The following is an 18797-nucleotide window of genomic DNA, read 5'->3' on the forward strand; positions in this document are numbered from 1 at the left end:
TGTGGACGTTCACCCGGCCGTGTCCTTAAGTCCGGCTTAAATATGTTGGCTTTCGGCGTTCCGGCGGAGGACGCTGAGAGGTGACCGGGAACACCGGGAGGAGGTGGACGCAATGACAGTGAACGCGAGGCGCTACGGCCGTTGGTGCCGTGAACACTTCGACGTGGTCGCCGCCCAGGACGTTCCCGCGCCCCGGGCCGCCGACGCCGCCGAGGTCCTCCCGCAGCCGGAATCGGCGCCGGTCGAGACTGTCGCCGAACAACCGCAGCAGAGCTGAGTCTCCCGCACCCGAAAGGCCCCCGGATCGCGTCCGGGGGCTCTTTCATGCCGCCCGGAGCGGGCGCGAGAAAGAAGCCCTCCCCAGCGGACTGGGGAGGGCTTCTTGGTGAATGGCGAGTGTCGGCTGGTCAGCGGTAGCTGCTGCGCCGGCGGTACCAGACCCGCTTCGGGCCGGGCGCGCCGATGCGCGTGATGACGTCGGTCAGCACCGCGCCGATGACGAGCCAGATGACCGCGGCCAGGCCGTCGTTGCAGAAGACCCGGAACTTCTCGGAGTCCGGCGTGAAGAGGTCGCGCAGGCCGAGCGAGACGCCGGCCGACCACTCGGAGATGAGGTGCGCGAAGCCGTTCGCCGCGTTCGCCTCGCCGAAGACCAGCACGATGTGCACGGCGAGGACCAGCGCGAACACCGCGCACACGAGGTGGATGAGCGCGTTGACGGTGCGCACGATCCGGATGCGCGGATGGGTGCGCTCCACGACTTCTTCGGTCGCGGCGGCTTCGTACCGCGGATCGTAGGGCTGCTCCGGGGGAGGGGGATACGGCATCGTCGGCGCCGTCCTTTCGACTGTCCTCAGTGGACGGATCTGGGGCGTGCGGTGCGCAGGAGGAGTACCCGGTGCCGGGACCGGCAAACCGGATGTTCCGAAAACTTCCTTACTAGGGGCGTGATAGGGTATTTTGCGGAATCCGAGGAGGGTCATGGCGCAGGAGGTCTACTCCGTCGAGCAGGTCGCCACGCAGCTCGGCCTGCACGTCCGGACCGTCCGGAACTACGTGCGGGACGGGCGGCTGAAGGCGGTCCGCATCGGCAAGCAGTACCGGATCACCGCGGCCGACCTCGCGGCCTTCACCGGGCTCCCGGCCGCCGCGCCGGCGGCCGCCAAGAAGGCGGACCTCTCGGGCGTCGCCGAGATCGAGGACGTCGACCGCGCGACGGCGGACCGGATCGCCACCCTCGTCCACGCGTCGTTGCAGGGCCCGCAGTCCGTGCGCGTCGAAACGATCTACGACAAGGAGAAGTCCGTCCTGAAGCTCATCGTGCTCGGCGACCTCGCGGCCGGCGCGGACCTGCTGCGGATGGTCGCGGGGTTCGTCGAAGGCCTGGGCTGAGCCGGGCGGCTGAACCTCGCCCGGGGCGGGCAACCCGGGCCGCCACGGCACGTCCAGGTGATCATGAGACTTCTCCGGCGCACGGCACTGACGCTGTCCGTCCTCGCTTCCCTGGTCGTCCCCTCTTCGCCCGCCTCGGCGGAAACCGTTGTCCCGAAAGGGTTCCAGCCCGCGTCGACCAGCTGGACCGGCGCGGACACGGGCTACGTCCTCGGCTACTCGCCCTGCGCGAAGTCGTGGTGCCCGGCGCTGCTGGGCACGACCGACGCCGGGCGGCACTGGCGGCGCCTCGGCGCGCCGTCGATGCCGCTGCCGGACAACCACAACCACGTCGCGCTGACGTTCGTCGGCGAGCGCGTCGCCTACGTCAGCGACGGCGTGCACGTGCGGACGACGCGGGACGGCGGCGCGACCTGGCACCCGGTCGGCCTCGTCGACGCGCGGGAACCCTTCTACGTCTCGAAGATCACCGAAACCGGCGGCCGGGTGTTCGCCGTGCTCAGCACCTACGGCGAGGGCCGCGGCTCGACACGGCTGTACTCGGCGGCCGCCGGCTCGCCGGTGCTCGTCCCGGTGCCGGACTTCGCGGTCACCGGGGACATCACCTACGGCGACGTCGCCGTCGGCGGCGGCCTGCAGGTCGCGCTCGGCGCGAACTACGGCGACGAGAAGTACTGGACCTCGCGCGACGGCGTCCGCTTCACCCCGGCCGCGCCGCCGTGCCCGACCGGGACGGTCGCGTCGCTCGCCGGCGTCCGGGACAAGCAGGTCGTGGCGTTGTGCAGCAGCAGTCCCGGCTCGCCCCAGCCGGGCTCGACGGAACGCAGCCTGCGGCACGCGCCGCGGCTCGGCGGCATGTTCAGCGGCACCGGCGCGGCCCCGGTCGTCGGGATCACGCAGGGCTTCGGCGCGGCGTCGCCGACGTCCGCGACGGTCGCGGCGGAGGGCGGCGGCGTCGGCTTCCTGCATCGCACGGCCGACGGCGGTCGCACGTGGACGACGACCGTCCTGTCGGAACGCGGGCTCAGCCTGACCGATCTGGACTTCCCGGGAGGCGGCACCGGAGTGGTCGTCGACGGCCAGCCCGACGCGGCCGGCGGCTCCGCTGTGTACCGGTCCACGGACGGCGGAAGGAGCTGGCACGAACTCCTGTTCGGCTGATTGTGCCTGGCAGGCAAGGCCCTTGCGCGGTTCACTTGATGAACGCCATGTCGTAGTCTGAGCACTGTCCGTTGCCGGACACGGTGGCCGGGCCCGGGGCAGGGGCCGGTCGCCGCTCGACGAGGGAGAGTCGATGACGCCTGGGGACCTGCGGTCCGGGGCCGAGGGTGGCGCTGCCGCCCTCGATTTCAGCAAGGCGAGCTTGGCCCGGCTGTCCGACGCGCTGCTCGGCGGGCACGACCACTACGAAGTCGACCGCGAAGCGATGCGGCGGCTCCTGGCGATCGCGCCCGGCGCGCGCACGATGGCGAAGGAACACCGCGACTGGCTGGTCCGCGCGGTGCGGTTCCTCGCCGGAAAACGTGGCATCGACCAGTTCCTGGACCTGGGCTCGGGCATGCCGACAGCGGAGAACACCCACCAGGTGGCCCAGAGATACAACCCCGACGCGCAGGTGGTGTACGTCGACATCGACCCGGTCGTGCAGGTGCACGGGCGCGCGTTGCTGGAGGAGAACTACCTCACCCACGTCACGGGCGCGGACCTGACGAAACCGGTGGAAACCCTCGCCGACCCGGTCGTCCGGGAACACCTGGACTTCTCCCGGCCGGTGGCGCTGATCCTGACTTCGATCGTGCACCACATCGACGACTACGACCGGGCGAAGAAGATCGTCTCGGAGTACGTCGCGGCGCTCGCTCCCGGGTCGTACCTGCTGCTCACGCACAACTTCGACCCGGAAGAGGACTCGCCACGCCAGGAACTGGCGCGGTTGCTGGAGACCAGCTTCCAGGGCACCGGGCTGGGCAGCGTCCACCGGTCGCGCGAGCAGATCGCGTCCTTCTTCGACGGGCTCGAACTGCTCCGGCCGGGATTGGTCTACCTGCACGAATGGTGGCCGGACGGCCCGCGGATCCACCCGTTGAGCGAGCTGAACTTCCTGACGCTGGGCGGAGTCGCCCGCAAGCTCTGACCACCTGCCGTCAAGGCCACCTTTCGGGCGTCAGACGCCCGAAAGGTGGCCTTGACGGCGTTGCGGCATCAGGCGGCGTTGAAGTTGTCCGGGTCCGGGCCGGTGCGCTCGTCGCGGTTCAGCGGCGTCAGCGACTCCAGTTCCTCCTCCGTGAGGGTGAACTCGAACAGGTCAAAATTCTCCTGGATCCGTGACGGAGTAACGGACTTCGGGATCACCACGTTGCCGAGCTGCAGGTGCCAGCGCAGCACGATCTGCGCGGGCGTGCGGCCGTGCTTGACCGCGAGTTCCGCGACGATCGGGTCGCCCAGCAGCGAGCCGCCCTTGGCCAGCGGGCTCCACGCCTCGGTCGCGATGCCGTGCTTCGCGTCGAACTCGCGGACCTCCTGCTGCTGCAGGTACGGGTGCAGTTCGACCTGGTTGAGCGCCGGGGCGATCTCGGCGTTGTCGAGCAGGCGCTCGAGGTGCGCGGGCTGGAAGTTGGACACGCCGATCGCGCGGACGCGCCCGTCCGTGTAGAGCTTCTCGAACGCCTTCCAGGTGTCGAGGTACTTGTCGCGCTCGGGCGTCGGCCAGTGGATCAGGTACAGGTCCAGCTGCTCCAGGCCGAGCTTCGCCAGGCTCTCGTCGAACGCCTTGAGCGTCGCGTCGTAGCCCTGCGCGGAGTTCCACAGCTTGGTGGTGATGAACAGCTCGTCGCGGGCGACGCCGGATTCGGCGAGGGCCTGGCCGACGCCGGCCTCGTTGCCGTAGACGGCCGCGGTGTCGATGCTGCGGTAACCCGCTTCGAGAGCGGCTTGCACCGCGGCCTTGGTCTCGTCGTCCGGGACCTGGAAGACGCCGAAGCCGAGCTGCGGCATCCGGACGCCGTTGTTGAGTTCGATCACGGGCACGCTGGTCACGAAGGGTCCTTTCGGTGGGTGGTTCATCGGGCGAGTACCCGTTCCCCGGATTCGAAACGGATCCGGGACTTGCGGTCGGGCAGGCCGGAGACGAGCGCCACGGCCAGGCCGGGCACGGCGCTGATCCGGCCGGGGCGGTGTAGCCGAGACCGGACTCGACGGCCCGGCCGCCGAGCCACCCGCCCCCCGGCGTTGCCGAGGTAGACTTGCGGGCGTGAGCAACTACAGGCGTCCGAGATAGTTGCACGCGCCGTATATTGCACAAGCTTGATAGTGCGGCGTGCAAGGGTGTGCGGGCAAGCCGGGGAGGGGTGAACCGTGTCACTGGACGACGACGCCGTCGAAGCGCGCGCGCAGGGCTGGCGGACGCTGGCCGCGTTGCACGCGCGGATCGAGGATCGGCTGCAGCGCGCGCTCGAGCGTGACCACGAACTTTCGGTGAGCGAGTACACCGTGCTCGACGTGCTCGCCCGCCAGGACGGCTTCCACCTGCGGATGAACCAGCTCGCCAACGCCGTGGTGCTCAGCCAGTCGGCGACGACGAGGCTGGTCACGCGGCTGGAGGGCCGCGGCCTGCTGGCCCGCTACCTCTGCGCGGACGACCGCCGCGGTATCTACACCGAGGTGACGCCGGCGGGTCAGGCCCTGCTGACGGCGGCCCGGCCGACCCACGACACGGCGCTGGCCGACGCGCTCGCCGAAGCCGAGTCCCTCCCGGAACTCGCGCCCTTGGTCGGCGCCCTCGGCACCCTCACCTTCCCCGGCGCCCGCACGGCCTGACCCAAGGCCACCTCGGGGCGGTGCTTGCGGAAAGTTTCGGCGGGGCGACCGACAAATGCGTGACGTGCGGGCGAAAGCGCTTGCGCGGTCGCGGATTCCCGCGTGCGGGTCCCGCTCAGCGGGGCATGGCGCGACGGTCCCGTTCGGCGGGGGGATTACGGCGGCCGCGCGCCTTAACCCCTGCTCCATCCGTGGGACCCTTTTGCTGCCGGTGTCCGATAGTTTCGCTGGTCAGGTCGGTGTTTGCCGGTTTCGTCCCGCGGCGGCGCCTGGTTACTTCGTTGACCCGTTCGTTCCGGCCGCCCTAATTTGTTGTCCCACCAGACGAACTCGGGCGGTGTCGGCGTGGACTCCTCCTTCTCGCTCAAACCGGTGCGCCCGGCCGACCAGGCCGCGGTGCGCCGGACAAACCTGGCGTTGGTGCTGCGGCACCTGCGGGACGGGGGATCCCGGTCGCGGGCGGGCATCGCCGCGGACACCGGGCTGAACAAGGCGACCGTGTCGAGCCTGGTTTCGGAGCTCGTCGAACGCGGATTGGCCCGCGAAGGCGAGCGTGAACGGGCCGGTTCGGTGGGTCGCCCCGGCACGATCGTCGAACTCGACGGCCGCGGGGTCGGCGGGATCGGCGTCGAGATCAACGTCGACTACCTCACCGCCCTCGCGCTGGACCTGACCGGCGCCGTCCTCTTCGAGCAACGCGTCGCGCTCGACGTGCAAGCGCTTCCCGTCGAGAAGGTGCTCGACGCCGGTGCCGAGCTGACCGCCCGGGCGCTGCGGGAATGCCGCCGCCTCGGCGTGGTGCCGGCCGGCGTGACCGTCGGGATCCCGGCCCTGGTCGACGTCGCGAGCGGGACCGTCGCCTTCGCCCCGAACCTGCACTGGACCGACGTCCCGGTCGTGCGCGGCATCACCGAACGGCTCACCCGCCGCCTCGGCCCGCCGGCGTTCCCGATCCGCACGGCCAACGACGCGAACCTCGGCGCGCTCGGCGAGTACGCGATGGGCAGCGTCGCCGGGACGGCGGACCTCGTCTACCTGACCGGCGAAATCGGGGTCGGCGGCGGGGTGATCTCCGGGGGGCGGCTGCTCGGCGGCGCCGAAGGGTTCTCCGGCGAGATCGGGCACATCCAGCTCGACCCGGCCGGGCGCGTCTGCGGCTGCGGGCGCCGCGGCTGCTGGGAGACGCTCGTCGGGCTGGCCGGGATGCTGCGGCTCGCCGCGTCGCCGAGCGACCCGGTGCACGACCCGTCGCTCGACCTCGAACAGCGGCTCGACATGATCCGCCGCCGCGCCCAGCTCAAGGACAAGCGCACGCTCGACGCGCTCGCGCAGGTCGGTACCGGTCTCGGGGTCGGCGCGGCCGTGCTGGTCAACGTCTTCAACCCGCGGGTGGTGCTGCTGGGCGGCTACTTCGCCCAGCTGGGGCCGTACCTGCTGGGCCCGATGATGACCGAGCTCGAAGCCCGGGTGATCGCGCCGGGCATCGGCGGCTGCCGCGTCGAGCTGTCCTGGCTCGGGTTCTCGGCGGCTTCACGCGGCGGTGCGCACGTCGCGCTGCAGGCGGTGTTCGACGACCCGGCGCTGGTGCCGGTCGGCGCGGAAAGGGACAGCGGATGACCCTCGTGGAAACGCTTGATCCAGAAGGGCGATGTAGATCGAGTGGGTTCCGGCACGCCCGGCGAACGAGCGGCGGTCTCGAGCCGAACCACTGAACAGGGAGGGAACCATGGGGAAGATCGGTGTCTGGCTGATCGGGGCCCGGGGATCGGTGGCCACGACGGCCATCGCCGGGGCCGCCGCGATGCGCGCGGGGCTGACCGCGCGCACGGGGTGCGTGACCGAGCTGCCGGACTTCGCCGGGGCGGACCTGCCCGGCTTGGGGGACCTGGTCTTCGGGGGCCACGACGTCGTCGACACACCGCTGGTCAAGCGGGCCGAGCACCTGGTGGCGGCGGGCGTGCTGCCCGCGACGCTGCCGGGCCCGGTCACGGCCGACCTGGAGGCGGCCGAGGCCCGGCTGCGCCCGGCGCCGTCCGGGAACGGCCGGGCGGCCGCCGACCGGATCATCGCGGACCTGACGGCGTTCCGGGAGGGTCTGGACCACGTCGTGGTGCTCAACGTCTCCTCCACCGAACCGCCCTGCGCGCCGCACCCGGCGCACGCCTCCCTGGCTGCCCTGGAAGACGCGCTGGAGGTGCTCCCGCCCAGCGCGTTGTACGCCTACGCCGCGTTCCGCGCGGGGTGTGGCTTTGTCGACTTCACGCCGTCGACCGGCGCGCGGCTGCCGGCGCTGGACGAACTCGCGCGCACGGCCGGCCTGCCGTACGCGGGCCGCGACGGCAAGACCGGTGAGACGCTGCTGCGGTCGGTACTCGCGCCGATGTTCGCCCAGCGCGCGCTGAACGTGCTGTCGTGGTCGGGCACCAACCTGCTCGGCGGCGGCGACGGCGCCACCCTCGCCGACCCCGGCGCGGCGTCGAGCAAGAACGCGTCCAAGCAGCAGGTGCTCTCGCAGAACCTCGGCCGGGACGTCGACGGCGACGTGCACATCGACTACGTGCCCGCGCTCGGCGACTGGAAGACCGCCTGGGACCACGTGCTGTTCGAAGGCTTCCTCGGCGCCCGCATGACCCTGCAGCTCACCTGGCAGGGCTGCGACTCCGCGCTCGCCGCGCCCTTGGTGCTCGACCTCGCGCGGCTCACCGCCAAGGCGTGCCGCGACGGCGTCGCCGGGCCGGTGGCCGAGTTCGGGTTCTTCTTCAAGGACCCGGCCGGCGACGGCCCGCACGACCTCGCGTCGCAGTACGCGGCCCTGCGCGAGTGGGCGCACCGGTGAAGGCGCTCATCGAACTCGTCCGCGCGCCCGCCGCGCTGACCGTGCCCGGGGACGCCGTCGCCGGGGCCGCCGCGTCGGGCTGGCCCTTCGGCCGCCGCACGCTGGCGCTGACCGGCGCGTCCGTCTGCATCTACTGGGCGGGCATGGCGCTCAACGACTACGCCGACCGCGACCTCGACGCGGTGGAACGGCCGGAGCGGCCGATCCCGTCGGGCCGCATCACGCCGGGCGCCGCGCTCGGCGTTGCCACCGGGCTGACTGCGGGTGGCCTGGGCATCGCGGCGGTCGCCGGGGGCCAACGCGCCTTGCGGGTCGCGCTGCCGCTGGCCGCGACCGTGTGGGCGTACGACTTCGTGCTCAAGTCGACGCCGCTCGGGCCGGTCGCGATGGCCGCCGCACGCACCCTGGACGTCCTCCTGGGAGCGGGTGGCGCTCGGGCGGCCTTGCCCGCGGCGCTCACGGTCGGGGCCCACACGATGGCCGTGACAACGCTGTCGCGGTCCGAAGTGGACGGTGCCACGCCCGCCCTGCCGGCCGCGACCCTGGTCGCGACGGCCGGGGTCCGCGTCGCCGCCGGGCGTGTCGGGCCGCTGGCCTCGGCGCTGCTCGGGACGTACGCGGTGACGACCGGGCGGGCACAGTACGACGCCGTCCGCGACCCGAAGGCGCCGATGATCCGGCGCGCGGTCGGCGCCGGCATCCACGGGATGATCCCGTTGCAGGCCGGGCTGATCGCCCGCACCGGCGCGTGGCGCTCGGCGCTGGCCGTGGCCGCCGCGTTCCCGATCGCCCGGGCGCTGAGCCGGAAGGTGTCGCCGACATGAGGTTCGGGTACGGCACCAACGGCTTCGCCAACCACCGCCTCGGTGACGCGCTGCGCGTCTTGGCCGACCTCGGCTACGACGGCGTCGCGCTGACGCTCGACCACCAGCACCTCGACCCGTTCGGCCCGGATCTCGCTCGCCGCGTCGCGTCGCTGGCCGCCGAGCTGGACCGGCTCGGGCTGGCCGTCGTGATCGAGACGGGCGCCCGGTTCCTGCTGGACCCGTGGCGCAAGCACTCGCCGACGTTCCTCGACCCGGATCGAGCCGGGCGGATCGACTTCCTGACCCGCGCCGTCGGGATCGCCGCGGACCTCGGCGCCGAGGCCGTCTCGTTCTGGAGCGGCAACAAGCCTGCCGATCTGTCCACTGAGGACGCTTGGGATCACCTGGTCGCGGGCTGCTCGGACGTCCTCAAGGCCGCCGACGACCACGACGTCAAGCTCGGCTTCGAGCCGGAGCCGGGGATGCTCGTCGAGGACCTCGACGGCTACTTCGAATTGGCCCGGCGCCTCGGTGATCCGGCGCGGTTCGGGCTGACGCTGGACATCGGGCACTGCCGGTGCAACGAGTCCGCGTCCGTGCCCGACTGCGTCCGCCGCGCCCTGCCGCGGCTGGTGAACGTCCAGATCGACGACATGCGCCGGGGCACCCACGAGCACCTGGAGTTCGGCCGGGGGGAGATCGACTTCCCGCCGGTGCTCGAAGCGCTCTCGCCGTACTCCGGGCTGGTCGCCGTCGAACTGCCGCGCGACAGCCACGCGGCCCCGCGGATCGCCCGCGAGTCGCTGGAGTTCCTGCGCAAGGCGGTGGCGGCGTGAACGCCTGGCTGAAAAAGGCACTGTCCGACGTCGCGACCGACGCGACGGCGTTGCGCACGCTGTTCCCCGCCGTCGGCCGCAAGGTCGGCCGGGGGCCCTCGGACGTCCCGGGGTGGACGGTCGACGACGTGGCCCGGGTGGAGCTGCTCGAAGCGGCTCCGGGGGCCGCCGCCGAGATGCCGGACCTCTACCGCTACGGCGACGCGGCCGAGAAGCGGGCCGTCCTCCGTGGACTGTCCGTTGTGGACATCGGGGACGTCGGGGCGGAACTGGTCGCGGACGCGCTGCGCACCAACGACACCCGGCTCGTCACCGCCGCGATGGGGGAGTACGGCGCCGCGCACCTGGACGACTCCGCCTACCGCCACGGCGTGCTCAAGTGCGTCTTCATGGGCATCCCCCTGGCCGGCATCGCCGGGCTGGACCGCCGGACCGACGAGGAGCTGCTGCGCATGATGCGGTCGTTCGCCGCCGAGCGCACCGCCGCGGGCCGCGACGTGCCCGCCGACCTCCTCCCGCTGCTGACCGAACAGGACGTCTGATGCGCATCTTCGACCCGCACATCCACATGAGCTCCCGGACCACCGACGACTACGCGGCGATGCACGCCGCCGGCGTCCGCGCGCTCGTCGAACCGGCGTTCTGGCTGGGCCAGCCGCGCACGAGCGTCGGCAGCTTCACCGACTACTTCGACGCGCTGGTCGGCTGGGAGCCGTTCCGCGCGAGCCAGTTCGGCATCACCCACCACTGCACGATCGCGCTCAACCCCAAGGAAGCCAACGATCCCCGCTGCGCGCCCGTGCTCGACCTGCTGCCGCGGTACCTGGAGAAGGACGGCGTGGTCGCGGTCGGCGAGATCGGCTACGACTCGATGACCGCGGAGGAGGACAAGGTGTTCGCCGCGCAACTGGCGCTGGCGATCGACCACGAGCTGCCCGCGATGGTGCACACGCCGCACCGCGACAAGGCGGCCGGGACCGAGCGCAGCATCGCCGTCGTCCGCGAGTCCGGCATCGCGCCCGCGCGGGTCGTGCTCGACCACCTCAACGAGGTGACCGTCGCGATGGTCAAGGACTCCGGCTCCTGGATGGGGTTCTCGATCTACCCGGACACGAAGATGGACGAAGAGCGGATGGTGGCGATCCTCCGGGAGTACGGCACCGAGCGGGTGCTGGTGAACTCCGCGGCCGACTGGGGCAAGAGCGACCCGCTCAAGACCCGCAAGACCGGTGACGCGATGCTGGCCGCCGGGTTCGGCGAGGACGACGTCGACCTCGTGCTGTGGCGCAACCCGGTGGCGTTCTACGGCCAGAGCGGGCGCCTCTCGCTGGACGGCGAGGCGCCGGAAGCCGAGTTCGCGGGCAACTCGATCCTGCGAGGTGCGCGCAAGTGAGGTTCCGGCATCCCGACGGCACGCTCGTCCACCTCGCCTACTGCACCAACGTGCACCAGGCCGAGGACCTCGACGGCGTGCTCACGCAGCTGGCCCGCTTCGGCGAGCCAGTGCGGGAGCGCCTGGGCGTGGACCGGCTCGGGCTCGGCCTGTGGCTGGCCCGCCCGGTGGCGACCGAGCTGGTCTCCGATCCGGCGGCGGTGGCGAGGCTGCGCACCGAGCTGGCCACACGCGGCCTGGAAGTCGTCACGCTCAACGGGTTCCCGTACCAGGGGTTCCACGACCCGGTCGTCAAGCACAAGGTGTACCGGCCGGATTGGTCGACGTCCGAGCGGACGGAATACACCCTCGACCTCGCGCGGCTGCTGGCCGAGTTGCTGCCCGAGGACGCCGTCCGCGGCAGCGTCTCGACGTTGCCACTGGGGTGGCGCACCGAATGGCGGGACGACGCAGGTCAGCTCGCACTGCTGGCCAAGGGGCTGGCGAAGCAGGAGCGTCCGGTGCGCGTGGCGTTCGAGCCGGAGCCCGGCTGTGTCATCGAGACCACGGCGCAGGCGGCGTCGCTGCTCTCCGAGGTGGACAAGGACTGGCTGGGCGTCTGCCTCGACACGTGTCACCTCGCGGTCGGGTTCGAGGACCCGGCGACCGCGCTGGGCCGGCTGGAGGCGGCCGGGCTGGACGTCGTCAAGCTCCAGGCGTCGGCCGCCCTCGAAGCCGCGAACCCGGCGGATCCCGCGACGCGCGAGGCGTTGCAGTCCTTTGTGGAGCCCCGGTTCCTGCACCAGAGCAACGAAGGCGCCCCGCCGGGCGCCGACGACCTCGATCTCGCGCTGGCCGGGGGACTGCCGGGCGAGGCGCCGTGGCGGGTGCACTTCCACGTGCCGCTGCACGCCGACCCGGCACCGCCGCTGACGTCGACCCGGCCGGTGCTGACGTCGACCCTGGCCGAGCTGTTCGGCGGCGCCACCGCGCGCACCGATCACATCGAGGTCGAGACCTACACCTGGCGGGTGCTCCCGGACGCACCCGCCGACGACGCCGGGCTCGTCGCGGGCATCACCGCCGAGCTGGACTGGACCCGGCGTTCCCTGATCGGACTGGGCTTGGAAGAGGTAACCCGATGAGTTTGCTCGTTCTCGACGTCGTGGGCTTGACGCCCCGGCTGCTCCCGCACATGCCGAACCTGCGCAAGATGGCCGAACCCGGCTTCACCGCGCAGCTCGACACCGTGTTCCCCGCGGTCACCTGCTCGGTGCAGTCCACGTTCCTCACCGGGCTGCAGCCGGCCGGGCACGGCATCGTCGGCAACGGCTGGTACTTCCGCGACCTCGGCGAGATCTTCCTCTGGCGCCAGCACAACAAGCTGGTCCGGGGCGACAAGTTCTGGGACGCGGCGCGGCGCGCCCAGGCCGGGCACAAGGTCGCCAACGTGTGCTGGTGGTACGCGATGGGCATGGACGTCGACCTGACCGTCACCCCGCGGCCGATCTACCACGCCGACGGCAAGAAGTCCCCGGACGCCTACACCCACCCGCCGCAGCTGCACGACCGCCTGGTCGGCGCCCTCGGCGAGTTCCCGCTGTTCACCTACTGGGGCCCGACGGCCGCGATCACGTCGTCGAAGTGGATCATCGCCGCCGCGCGGAAGATCATGGCGGAGGACCGGCCCGACACCACGCTGGTCTACCTCCCGCACCTGGACTACGACCTGCAGCGCTTCGGCCCGGACGCGCCCCAGGCCGCCGCGGCCGCACGCGAGATCGACACCGCGCTGAAGCCGCTGCTCGACTTCGCGGCCGCGGGCGGGCACACCGTCGTCGCGCTGTCGGAGTACGGCATCACGAACGCGAGCCGGCCGGTGGACATCAACCGGGCGCTGCGCCGCGAGGGCCTGCTCAACGTGTACGTCCAGGCGGGCATGGAATACCTCGACCCGTGGACGTCGCGGGCGTTCGCGGTGGCCGACCACCAAGCCGCGCACGTCTACGTCGCCGACCCGGCGGACATCCCGCGGGTGCGGGACATCGTCGCCGGACTGTCCGGAGTGGACGTCGTCCTCGATCGCGAAGGGCAGGCGGGCATCGGGATCGACCACGAACGCGCGGGCGAGCTGGTCGCGATCGCCGAGCCGGACGCCTGGTTCACGTACTACTACTGGCTCAGCGACGACCGCGCGCCGGACTTCGCGAAGACCGTCGAGATCCACCGCAAGCCCGGCTACGACCCGGCCGAGCTGTTCTTCGACCCGAACGACCCGAGGGTCAAGCTGAAGGCCGCGGCCGCGCTGGCCCGCAAGAAGCTCGGCCTGCGGTACTCGATGCAGGTCGTCCCGCTCGACCCCGCGCCCGTGAAGGGCAGCCACGGCCGGCTGCCCGACTCGCCCGAGGACGGGCCGGTGCTGCTCTGCTCGGACCCCGTGTTCGCGCGCGAAAAGGTCCACGCCACCGAAGTCAAGGAGCTGCTGCTCGCGGCGGCTGTCCGTACCGGATAGGACTCACCAGGAGGTCAGAACATGGCACGACCGTTGACGCTGTTCACCGGGCAGTGGGCCGATCTTCCGTTCGAGGAGGTGTGCGAGCTGGCGAGCGGCTGGGGCTACGAAGGCCTCGAGATCGCCTGCTGGGGTGACCACTTCGAGGTGGACCGGGCGCTCGCCGAAGACGGCTACGTCCAGGCGAAGCTGGACACGCTGGCCAAGTACGACCTCAAGGTGTGGACCATCTCGAACCACCTGGTGGGCCAGGCCGTCTGCGATCACCCGATCGACGAGCGGCACGAGGCCATCCTGCCGGCGCGGATCTGGGGCGACGGCGAGGCCGAGGGCGTCCGGCAGCGGGCGGCGGAGGAGATGAAGGCCACCGCCCGCGCCGCGGCGAAACTCGGGGTGTCCACTGTGGTCGGGTTCACCGGCTCGTCGATCTGGCACACGGTGGCGATGTTCCCGCCGGTGCCGCCGTCGATGATCGAACGCGGGTACGCGGACTTCGCCACGCGGTGGAACCCGATCCTCGACGTCTTCGACGAGGTCGGCGTCCGCTTCGCCCACGAGGTGCACCCGAGCGAGATCGCCTACGACTACTGGAGCACCGTCCGGACCCTGGAGGCGATCGGCCACCGGGCGGCGTTCGGGCTGAACTTCGACCCGTCGCACTTCGTCTGGCAGGACCTCGACCCGGTCGGGTTCCTGTGGGACTTCAAGGACCGCATCTACCACGTCGACTGCAAGGAGGCGCGCAAGCAGCTCAACGGCCGCAACGGCCGCCTCGGCTCGCACCTCCCGTGGGCGGACCCCCGCCGCGGCTGGGACTTCGTCTCCACCGGCCACGGCGACGTCCCGTGGGAGGACGTCTTCCGCATGCTCAACGCGATCGGCTACGCCGGCCCCATTTCGATCGAGTGGGAGGACGCCGGCATGGACCGCCTGACCGGCGCGCCGGAGGCCCTGGAGTTCGTCCGCAAGCTCAACTTCACCCCACCCACCGCGGCGTTCGACGCCGCCTTCTCCTCGAAGTAACCGTGTCGTCCGTCCAGGCACGCGTGTCGTCCATCGGAGTACGCGTGTCGGCCGTTCCGGCACGCGAACCGACCCTCCGGGTACGCCGGCCGACCGTCAGGTACGCCGGCCGGCCCGCCGAGCACGCGCGCCGGGAGGACCGGCACGCGCCAGAAACTTCTGCGTAAACGGGTGGCCGCCAGCCCCGTCGGAAGGTGATCGAAAGCGGCTTCGCGCCGACCCGGGGCGAAGCACGCTCAAAATCAGGAAGGATCCAGCATGACGCACCCTTCCCCAAGGTCCCCTGCGAAGTGGACCAGGCTGGTCGGCACCGCGCTCCTGGGCGCCGGCCTCCTGCTCACCATCGACGCTCCCGCCGGAGCCGACATCCCCGCGGCCGACTACCAGCAGGTCGCCCTCGCCACCGGCGCCGCCGAGCTCGGCGAAGCGATGTCGCTGGCCGTGCTCCCGGATCGCTCGGTCGTGCACACCTCCCGCGACGGCACCGTCCGCGTCACGACCGCGGCCGGTGCGACCTCCGTCGCGGCGAAGCTGAACGTCTACACCCACGACGAGGAAGGCCTCCAGGGCGTCGCCGCCGACCCCGGCTTCGCCACCAACCGCTACGTCTGGCTGTACTTCTCACCCCGGCTGTCCACACCGGACGGTGACGCGCCGACCGACGGCACCGCCGCCGACTTCGCGCCGTTCAAGGGTGAGCTGCACCTGTCGAGGTTCGTCCTCAAGACGGACAACACCCTCGACCTGGCCAGCGAAAAGGTCGTCATGGCCGTGCAGAACGACCGCGGCCAGTGCTGTCACGTCGGGGGTGACATCGACTTCGACGCCGCCGGCAACCTCTACCTGACCACCGGCGACGACACGAACCCGTTCTCCTCCGACAGCTACTCGCCGATCGACGAACGCACCACGCGCAACCCGCAGTTCGACGCGCAGCGCTCGGCCGGCAACACGAACGACCTGCGCGGCAAGCTGCTGCGGATCCACCCGCAGCCCGACGGGACGTACACGATCCCGTCGGGCAACCTCTTCGCGCCGGGCACCGCGAACACCCGGCCGGAGATCTACGGCATGGGCTTCCGCAACCCGTTCCGGATGAGTGTCGACAAGGCGACCGGTGTCGTCTACCTCGGCGACTACGGCCCGGACGCCGGTGTCACCGACGCCAACCGCGGGCCGCAGGGCCAGGTCGAGTTCGACCGGATCACCAGCGCGGGCAACTTCGGCTGGCCGTACTGCACCGGCTCGAACACGACGACCGAGACGTACAACCACTTCACGTTCCCGAGCGGCCCGTCCGGGGCGAAGTACGACTGCGCCGGCGGCCCGACGAACTCGTCGTTCCGCAACACCGGGCTCGCCAAGCTGCCGGTGCCGAAGGCCGCGTGGATCAAGTACGCGGGTGACGAAGGCTCGCCACCGGAGTTCGGCAGCGGCTCGGAGTCGCCGATGGGCGGGCCGGTCTACCGCTACGACGCGGCGTCGACGTCCACGGTGAAATTCCCGCAGTCCCTCGACGGCAAGTTCTTCGCCGGCGAGTACGGGCGCAAGTGGATCAAGGCGGTCACCGTCAACGCCGACGGCAGCCGCGGCACGATCGACAACTTCCCGTGGACCGGCACGCAGGTCATGGACATGGCCTTCGGCCCGGACGGCGCGCTGTACGTCCTCGACTACGGCACCGGCAGCGACAACCAGGCGCTGTACCGGATCGAGTACCTCGCGGGCACCAACCGCAACCCGGTCGCGAAGGCCGCGGCCGACAAGACGTCCGGGTCGAACCCGCTGACCGTGAACTTCTCGTCCGCGGGCAGCAGCGATCCCGAAGGCGGGGCCCTGACCTATCGCTGGAACTTCGGCGACGGCCAGACGTCGACGGCGGCGAACCCGGCGCACACCTACACGACCAACGGGACGTACTCACCGAGCCTCACGGTGACCGACCCGGCCGGCCTCACCGGCACCGCGAGCCTGGTCGTCACGGTCGGGAACACCGCGCCGACGGTGAACCTGACCACGCCGGCCGACGGGCAGCTGTTCTCCTTCGGCGACACCGTGCCGTTCCAGGTGACCGGCAGCGACCCGGAGGACGGGCCGCTGGACTGCTCGAAGGTCAAGGTCACGTACTTGCTGGGCCACGACAGCCACCAGCACCAGATCACCCAGGCGACCGGGTGCAGCGGTTCGATCGCCGTCCCGGTGGACGGTGAGCACGACGCCGCGGCGAACATCTTCGGCGTCTTCGACGCGCAGTACACTGACAACGGCGGCCTGGTTTCGCACAGCGTCAGCAAGCTGCAGCCGCGGCACCGTCAGGGTGAGCACTTCTCGGCGCAGTCCGGGATCCAGCTCGCCGACCACGGTTCGGCGGAGGGCGGCCGCACGGTCGGGTACACCGACGACGGCGACTGGATCTCGTTCACGCCGTACGCGCTGGGCAACGCGACGTCGATCAGCGCGCGGGTGTCCTCGGGCGGTCCGGGGGGCACGCTGGAGGTGCGCGCCGGCTCACCGACCGGCACCCTGCTCGGGTCCGCCGCGGTCGCCAACACCGGTGACTGGGACACGTTCCAGAGCGTGACGGCGAACCTCGCAAACCGGCCTTCGGGGTCGACGACGCTGTACCTGGTGTTCAAGGGCGTCACCGGGCAGGGCAACCTGTTCGACCTGGACTCGTTCACCTTCGCCACCGCGGCCCAGTCCGGAGCGGTCGAAGGCGAGTCGTTCACGTCCGGGTCCGGCGTCCAGATCGCCCCGCACGCGGCGGCCAGCGGCGGGAACACCCTGGGCTACATCGAGAACGGCGACTGGGCCGGCTACGCGTCGGTCAGCACGTCGGGCGCGCGGACGTTCACCGCGAGGGTGTCGTCGGCCGGTGCCGGCGGCACGATCGAGATCCGGTCCGGCTCGGCGACGGGGACGCTGCTGGGCACGGTTTCGGTACCGTCGACCGGCGACTGGGAGTTCTTCCAGAACGTCACGACGTCGGTGACCGGCGGCTCCGGGCCGTTGTTCCTGGTTTTCCACGGTGGTTCCGGTTCCCTGTTCGACGTGGACTCGTTTAGCCTGAGCAGCATGCCGACCCAGGTGGATCCCGCGTACAACGTGCTGGTGTTCTCCAAGACCGCCGGGTTCCGGCACGATTCGATCCAGGCGGGGATCCAGGCGATCAAGGAACTGGGCACGGCCAACGGCTTCGGCGTCACGGCGACCGAAGACGCGTCGGTGTTCACCGCTTCCTCGCTCGCCGCATACAAGGCGGTCGTGTTCCTGTCGACCACCGGTGACGTCCTGGACGCGACGCAGCAGGCGGCGTTCGAGTCCTATGTGAACGGTGGCGGCGGCTACCTCGGCATCCACGCCGCGGCCGACACCGAGTACGACTGGCCGTGGTACGGGCAGCTCGTCGGCGCGTGGTTCAAGAGCCACCCGGCGATCCAGGCGGCGAACTTCGTCACCGAGGACCGCACGCACCCGGCGACCGCGCACCTGCCGGCCGTCTGGAACCGCACGGACGAGCTGTACAACTACCGCACGAACCCGCGCGGCCAGGTGCACGTCCTGCAGACACTCGACGAGTCGAGCTACACCGGCGGCGAGATGGGCGCCGACCACCCGATCACGTGGTGCCACCCGCAGGGCAGTGGCCGGGCGTTCTACACCGGCCTCGGCCACACGATCGAGTCCTATTCGGACAGTGCGTTCCGTGCCGAACTGGTCGGCGGGATCCGGTACGCCGCCGGGGTCGTCGCCGCGGACTGCGGTAGCGCTCCCTCGGGGTCCACAGTGGAGGGTGAGTCGTTCACGTCGGGCTCGGGCGTGCAGATCGCGTCCCACGCCCCGGCGAGCGGCGGCCAGACGCTGGGCTATATCGAGAACGGGGACTGGGCCGGGTTCGCTTCGGTGAGCACGGCCGGGATCACGCGGTTCAGCGCGGTCGTCTCGTCCGCGGGAGCAGGCGGCACGATCGAGATCCGCGCGGGCTCGGCGACCGGCACCCTGCTGGGCACGGTCGCGGTCCCGAACACGGGCAGCTGGGAGACGTTCCAGACCGTCTCGACGACGGTGTCCTCCGGCACCGGCCCGCTCCATCTGGTCTTCCGGGGCGGCGCGGGTTCCCTGTTCGACATCGACACCCTGACCGTGTCGTAGCAAGTCCGTGAAGGCCCCCTTGAGGGACTCTATGTCCCGCAAGGGGGCCTTC

General features: G+C 71.2%; 17 protein-coding genes. 15 read left to right on the plus strand and 2 right to left on the minus strand.

The window, feature by feature from the left end:
• Positions 1-112 precede the first annotated feature (112 nt).
• Entirely contained in the window at positions 113-277 is a 165-nt protein-coding gene (locus OG494_RS00670; protein WP_328450855.1) for a hypothetical protein, read from the plus strand.
• Between the two features lie 130 nt (positions 278-407).
• Here the strand turns inward: OG494_RS00670 and OG494_RS00675 are convergent, their stop codons facing one another.
• Positions 408-827: a hypothetical protein gene (locus tag OG494_RS00675; protein WP_328450857.1), complete on the minus strand. Its 420-nt coding sequence runs from the start codon at positions 825-827 to the stop codon at positions 408-410.
• A 154-nt stretch (positions 828-981) separates the two neighbouring features.
• Here OG494_RS00675 and OG494_RS00680 point away from each other — a divergent pair, with 154 nt between their 5' ends.
• The 3 genes from OG494_RS00680 to OG494_RS00690 all read left to right on the plus strand — a co-directional run bounded on the left by OG494_RS00680 (position 982) and on the right by OG494_RS00690 (position 3526).
• Positions 982-1392, plus strand: a complete 411-nt coding sequence (locus OG494_RS00680) for a helix-turn-helix domain-containing protein (RefSeq protein WP_328450859.1) — start codon at positions 982-984, stop codon at positions 1390-1392.
• A 63-nt stretch (positions 1393-1455) separates the two neighbouring features.
• The gene (locus OG494_RS00685; RefSeq protein ID WP_328450861.1) at positions 1456-2553 is read left to right on the plus strand and encodes a sialidase family protein; all 1098 of its coding nucleotides are present in this window, start codon (positions 1456-1458) and stop codon (positions 2551-2553) included.
• A 133-nt stretch (positions 2554-2686) separates the two neighbouring features.
• Complete coding sequence (locus OG494_RS00690; RefSeq protein ID WP_328450863.1) at positions 2687-3526, plus strand: SAM-dependent methyltransferase; 840 nt, start codon at positions 2687-2689, stop codon at positions 3524-3526.
• Positions 3527-3594: 68 nt separating this feature from the next.
• Here OG494_RS00690 and OG494_RS00695 read toward each other — a convergent pair whose 3' ends face one another.
• Positions 3595-4428 (minus strand): aldo/keto reductase, encoded by an 834-nt coding sequence (locus OG494_RS00695; RefSeq protein ID WP_328450866.1) that lies wholly within the window; start codon positions 4426-4428, stop codon positions 3595-3597.
• A 318-nt stretch (positions 4429-4746) separates the two neighbouring features.
• Here OG494_RS00695 and OG494_RS00700 point away from each other — a divergent pair, with 318 nt between their 5' ends.
• From OG494_RS00700 to OG494_RS00750, 11 genes are all read left to right on the plus strand, one after another.
• The gene (locus OG494_RS00700; RefSeq protein WP_328450868.1) at positions 4747-5208 is read left to right on the plus strand and encodes a MarR family winged helix-turn-helix transcriptional regulator; all 462 of its coding nucleotides are present in this window, start codon (positions 4747-4749) and stop codon (positions 5206-5208) included.
• Positions 5209-5553: 345 nt separating this feature from the next.
• Positions 5554-6825: an ROK family transcriptional regulator gene (locus tag OG494_RS00705; RefSeq protein WP_328450870.1), complete on the plus strand. Its 1272-nt coding sequence runs from the start codon at positions 5554-5556 to the stop codon at positions 6823-6825.
• Between the two features lie 109 nt (positions 6826-6934).
• Complete coding sequence (locus tag OG494_RS00710) at positions 6935-8044, plus strand: inositol-3-phosphate synthase (protein ID WP_328450872.1); 1110 nt, start codon at positions 6935-6937, stop codon at positions 8042-8044.
• Complete coding sequence (locus OG494_RS00715) at positions 8041-8868, plus strand: SCO3242 family prenyltransferase (protein ID WP_328450874.1); 828 nt, start codon at positions 8041-8043, stop codon at positions 8866-8868. Before OG494_RS00710 ends, OG494_RS00715 begins: the two co-directional genes overlap by 4 nt.
• Complete coding sequence (locus OG494_RS00720; protein ID WP_328450876.1) at positions 8865-9686, plus strand: sugar phosphate isomerase/epimerase family protein; 822 nt, start codon at positions 8865-8867, stop codon at positions 9684-9686. Before OG494_RS00715 ends, OG494_RS00720 begins: the two co-directional genes overlap by 4 nt.
• On the plus strand, positions 9683-10228 hold the full coding sequence (locus OG494_RS00725) for an EboA domain-containing protein (RefSeq protein ID WP_328450878.1): 546 nt from the start codon (positions 9683-9685) through the stop codon (positions 10226-10228). Before OG494_RS00720 ends, OG494_RS00725 begins: the two co-directional genes overlap by 4 nt.
• Positions 10228-11079: a TatD family hydrolase gene (locus OG494_RS00730; RefSeq protein WP_328450880.1), complete on the plus strand. Its 852-nt coding sequence runs from the start codon at positions 10228-10230 to the stop codon at positions 11077-11079. Before OG494_RS00725 ends, OG494_RS00730 begins: the two co-directional genes overlap by 1 nt.
• Positions 11076-12203 (plus strand): metabolite traffic protein EboE, encoded by a 1128-nt coding sequence (gene eboE / locus OG494_RS00735; RefSeq protein WP_328450882.1) that lies wholly within the window; start codon positions 11076-11078, stop codon positions 12201-12203. The genes OG494_RS00730 and eboE overlap by 4 nt, the downstream gene beginning before the upstream one ends.
• Positions 12200-13570 (plus strand): alkaline phosphatase family protein, encoded by a 1371-nt coding sequence (locus OG494_RS00740; protein ID WP_328450883.1) that lies wholly within the window; start codon positions 12200-12202, stop codon positions 13568-13570. The genes eboE and OG494_RS00740 overlap by 4 nt, the downstream gene beginning before the upstream one ends.
• Positions 13571-13591: 21 nt before the next feature.
• A complete protein-coding gene (locus tag OG494_RS00745; protein ID WP_247055364.1) occupies positions 13592-14593 on the plus strand; it encodes a sugar phosphate isomerase/epimerase family protein in 1002 nt (333 codons plus the stop codon).
• A 258-nt stretch (positions 14594-14851) separates the two neighbouring features.
• Positions 14852-18745, plus strand: coding sequence for a carbohydrate-binding protein (locus tag OG494_RS00750; protein ID WP_328450886.1), 3894 nt, complete (start codon positions 14852-14854; stop codon positions 18743-18745).
• The last annotated feature ends 52 nt before the right edge of the window (positions 18746-18797 follow it).

Origin of the sequence: Amycolatopsis sp. NBC_00438 (assembly GCF_036026695.1) — a bacterium.
Lineage (GTDB): Bacteria > Actinomycetota > Actinomycetes > Mycobacteriales > Pseudonocardiaceae > Amycolatopsis.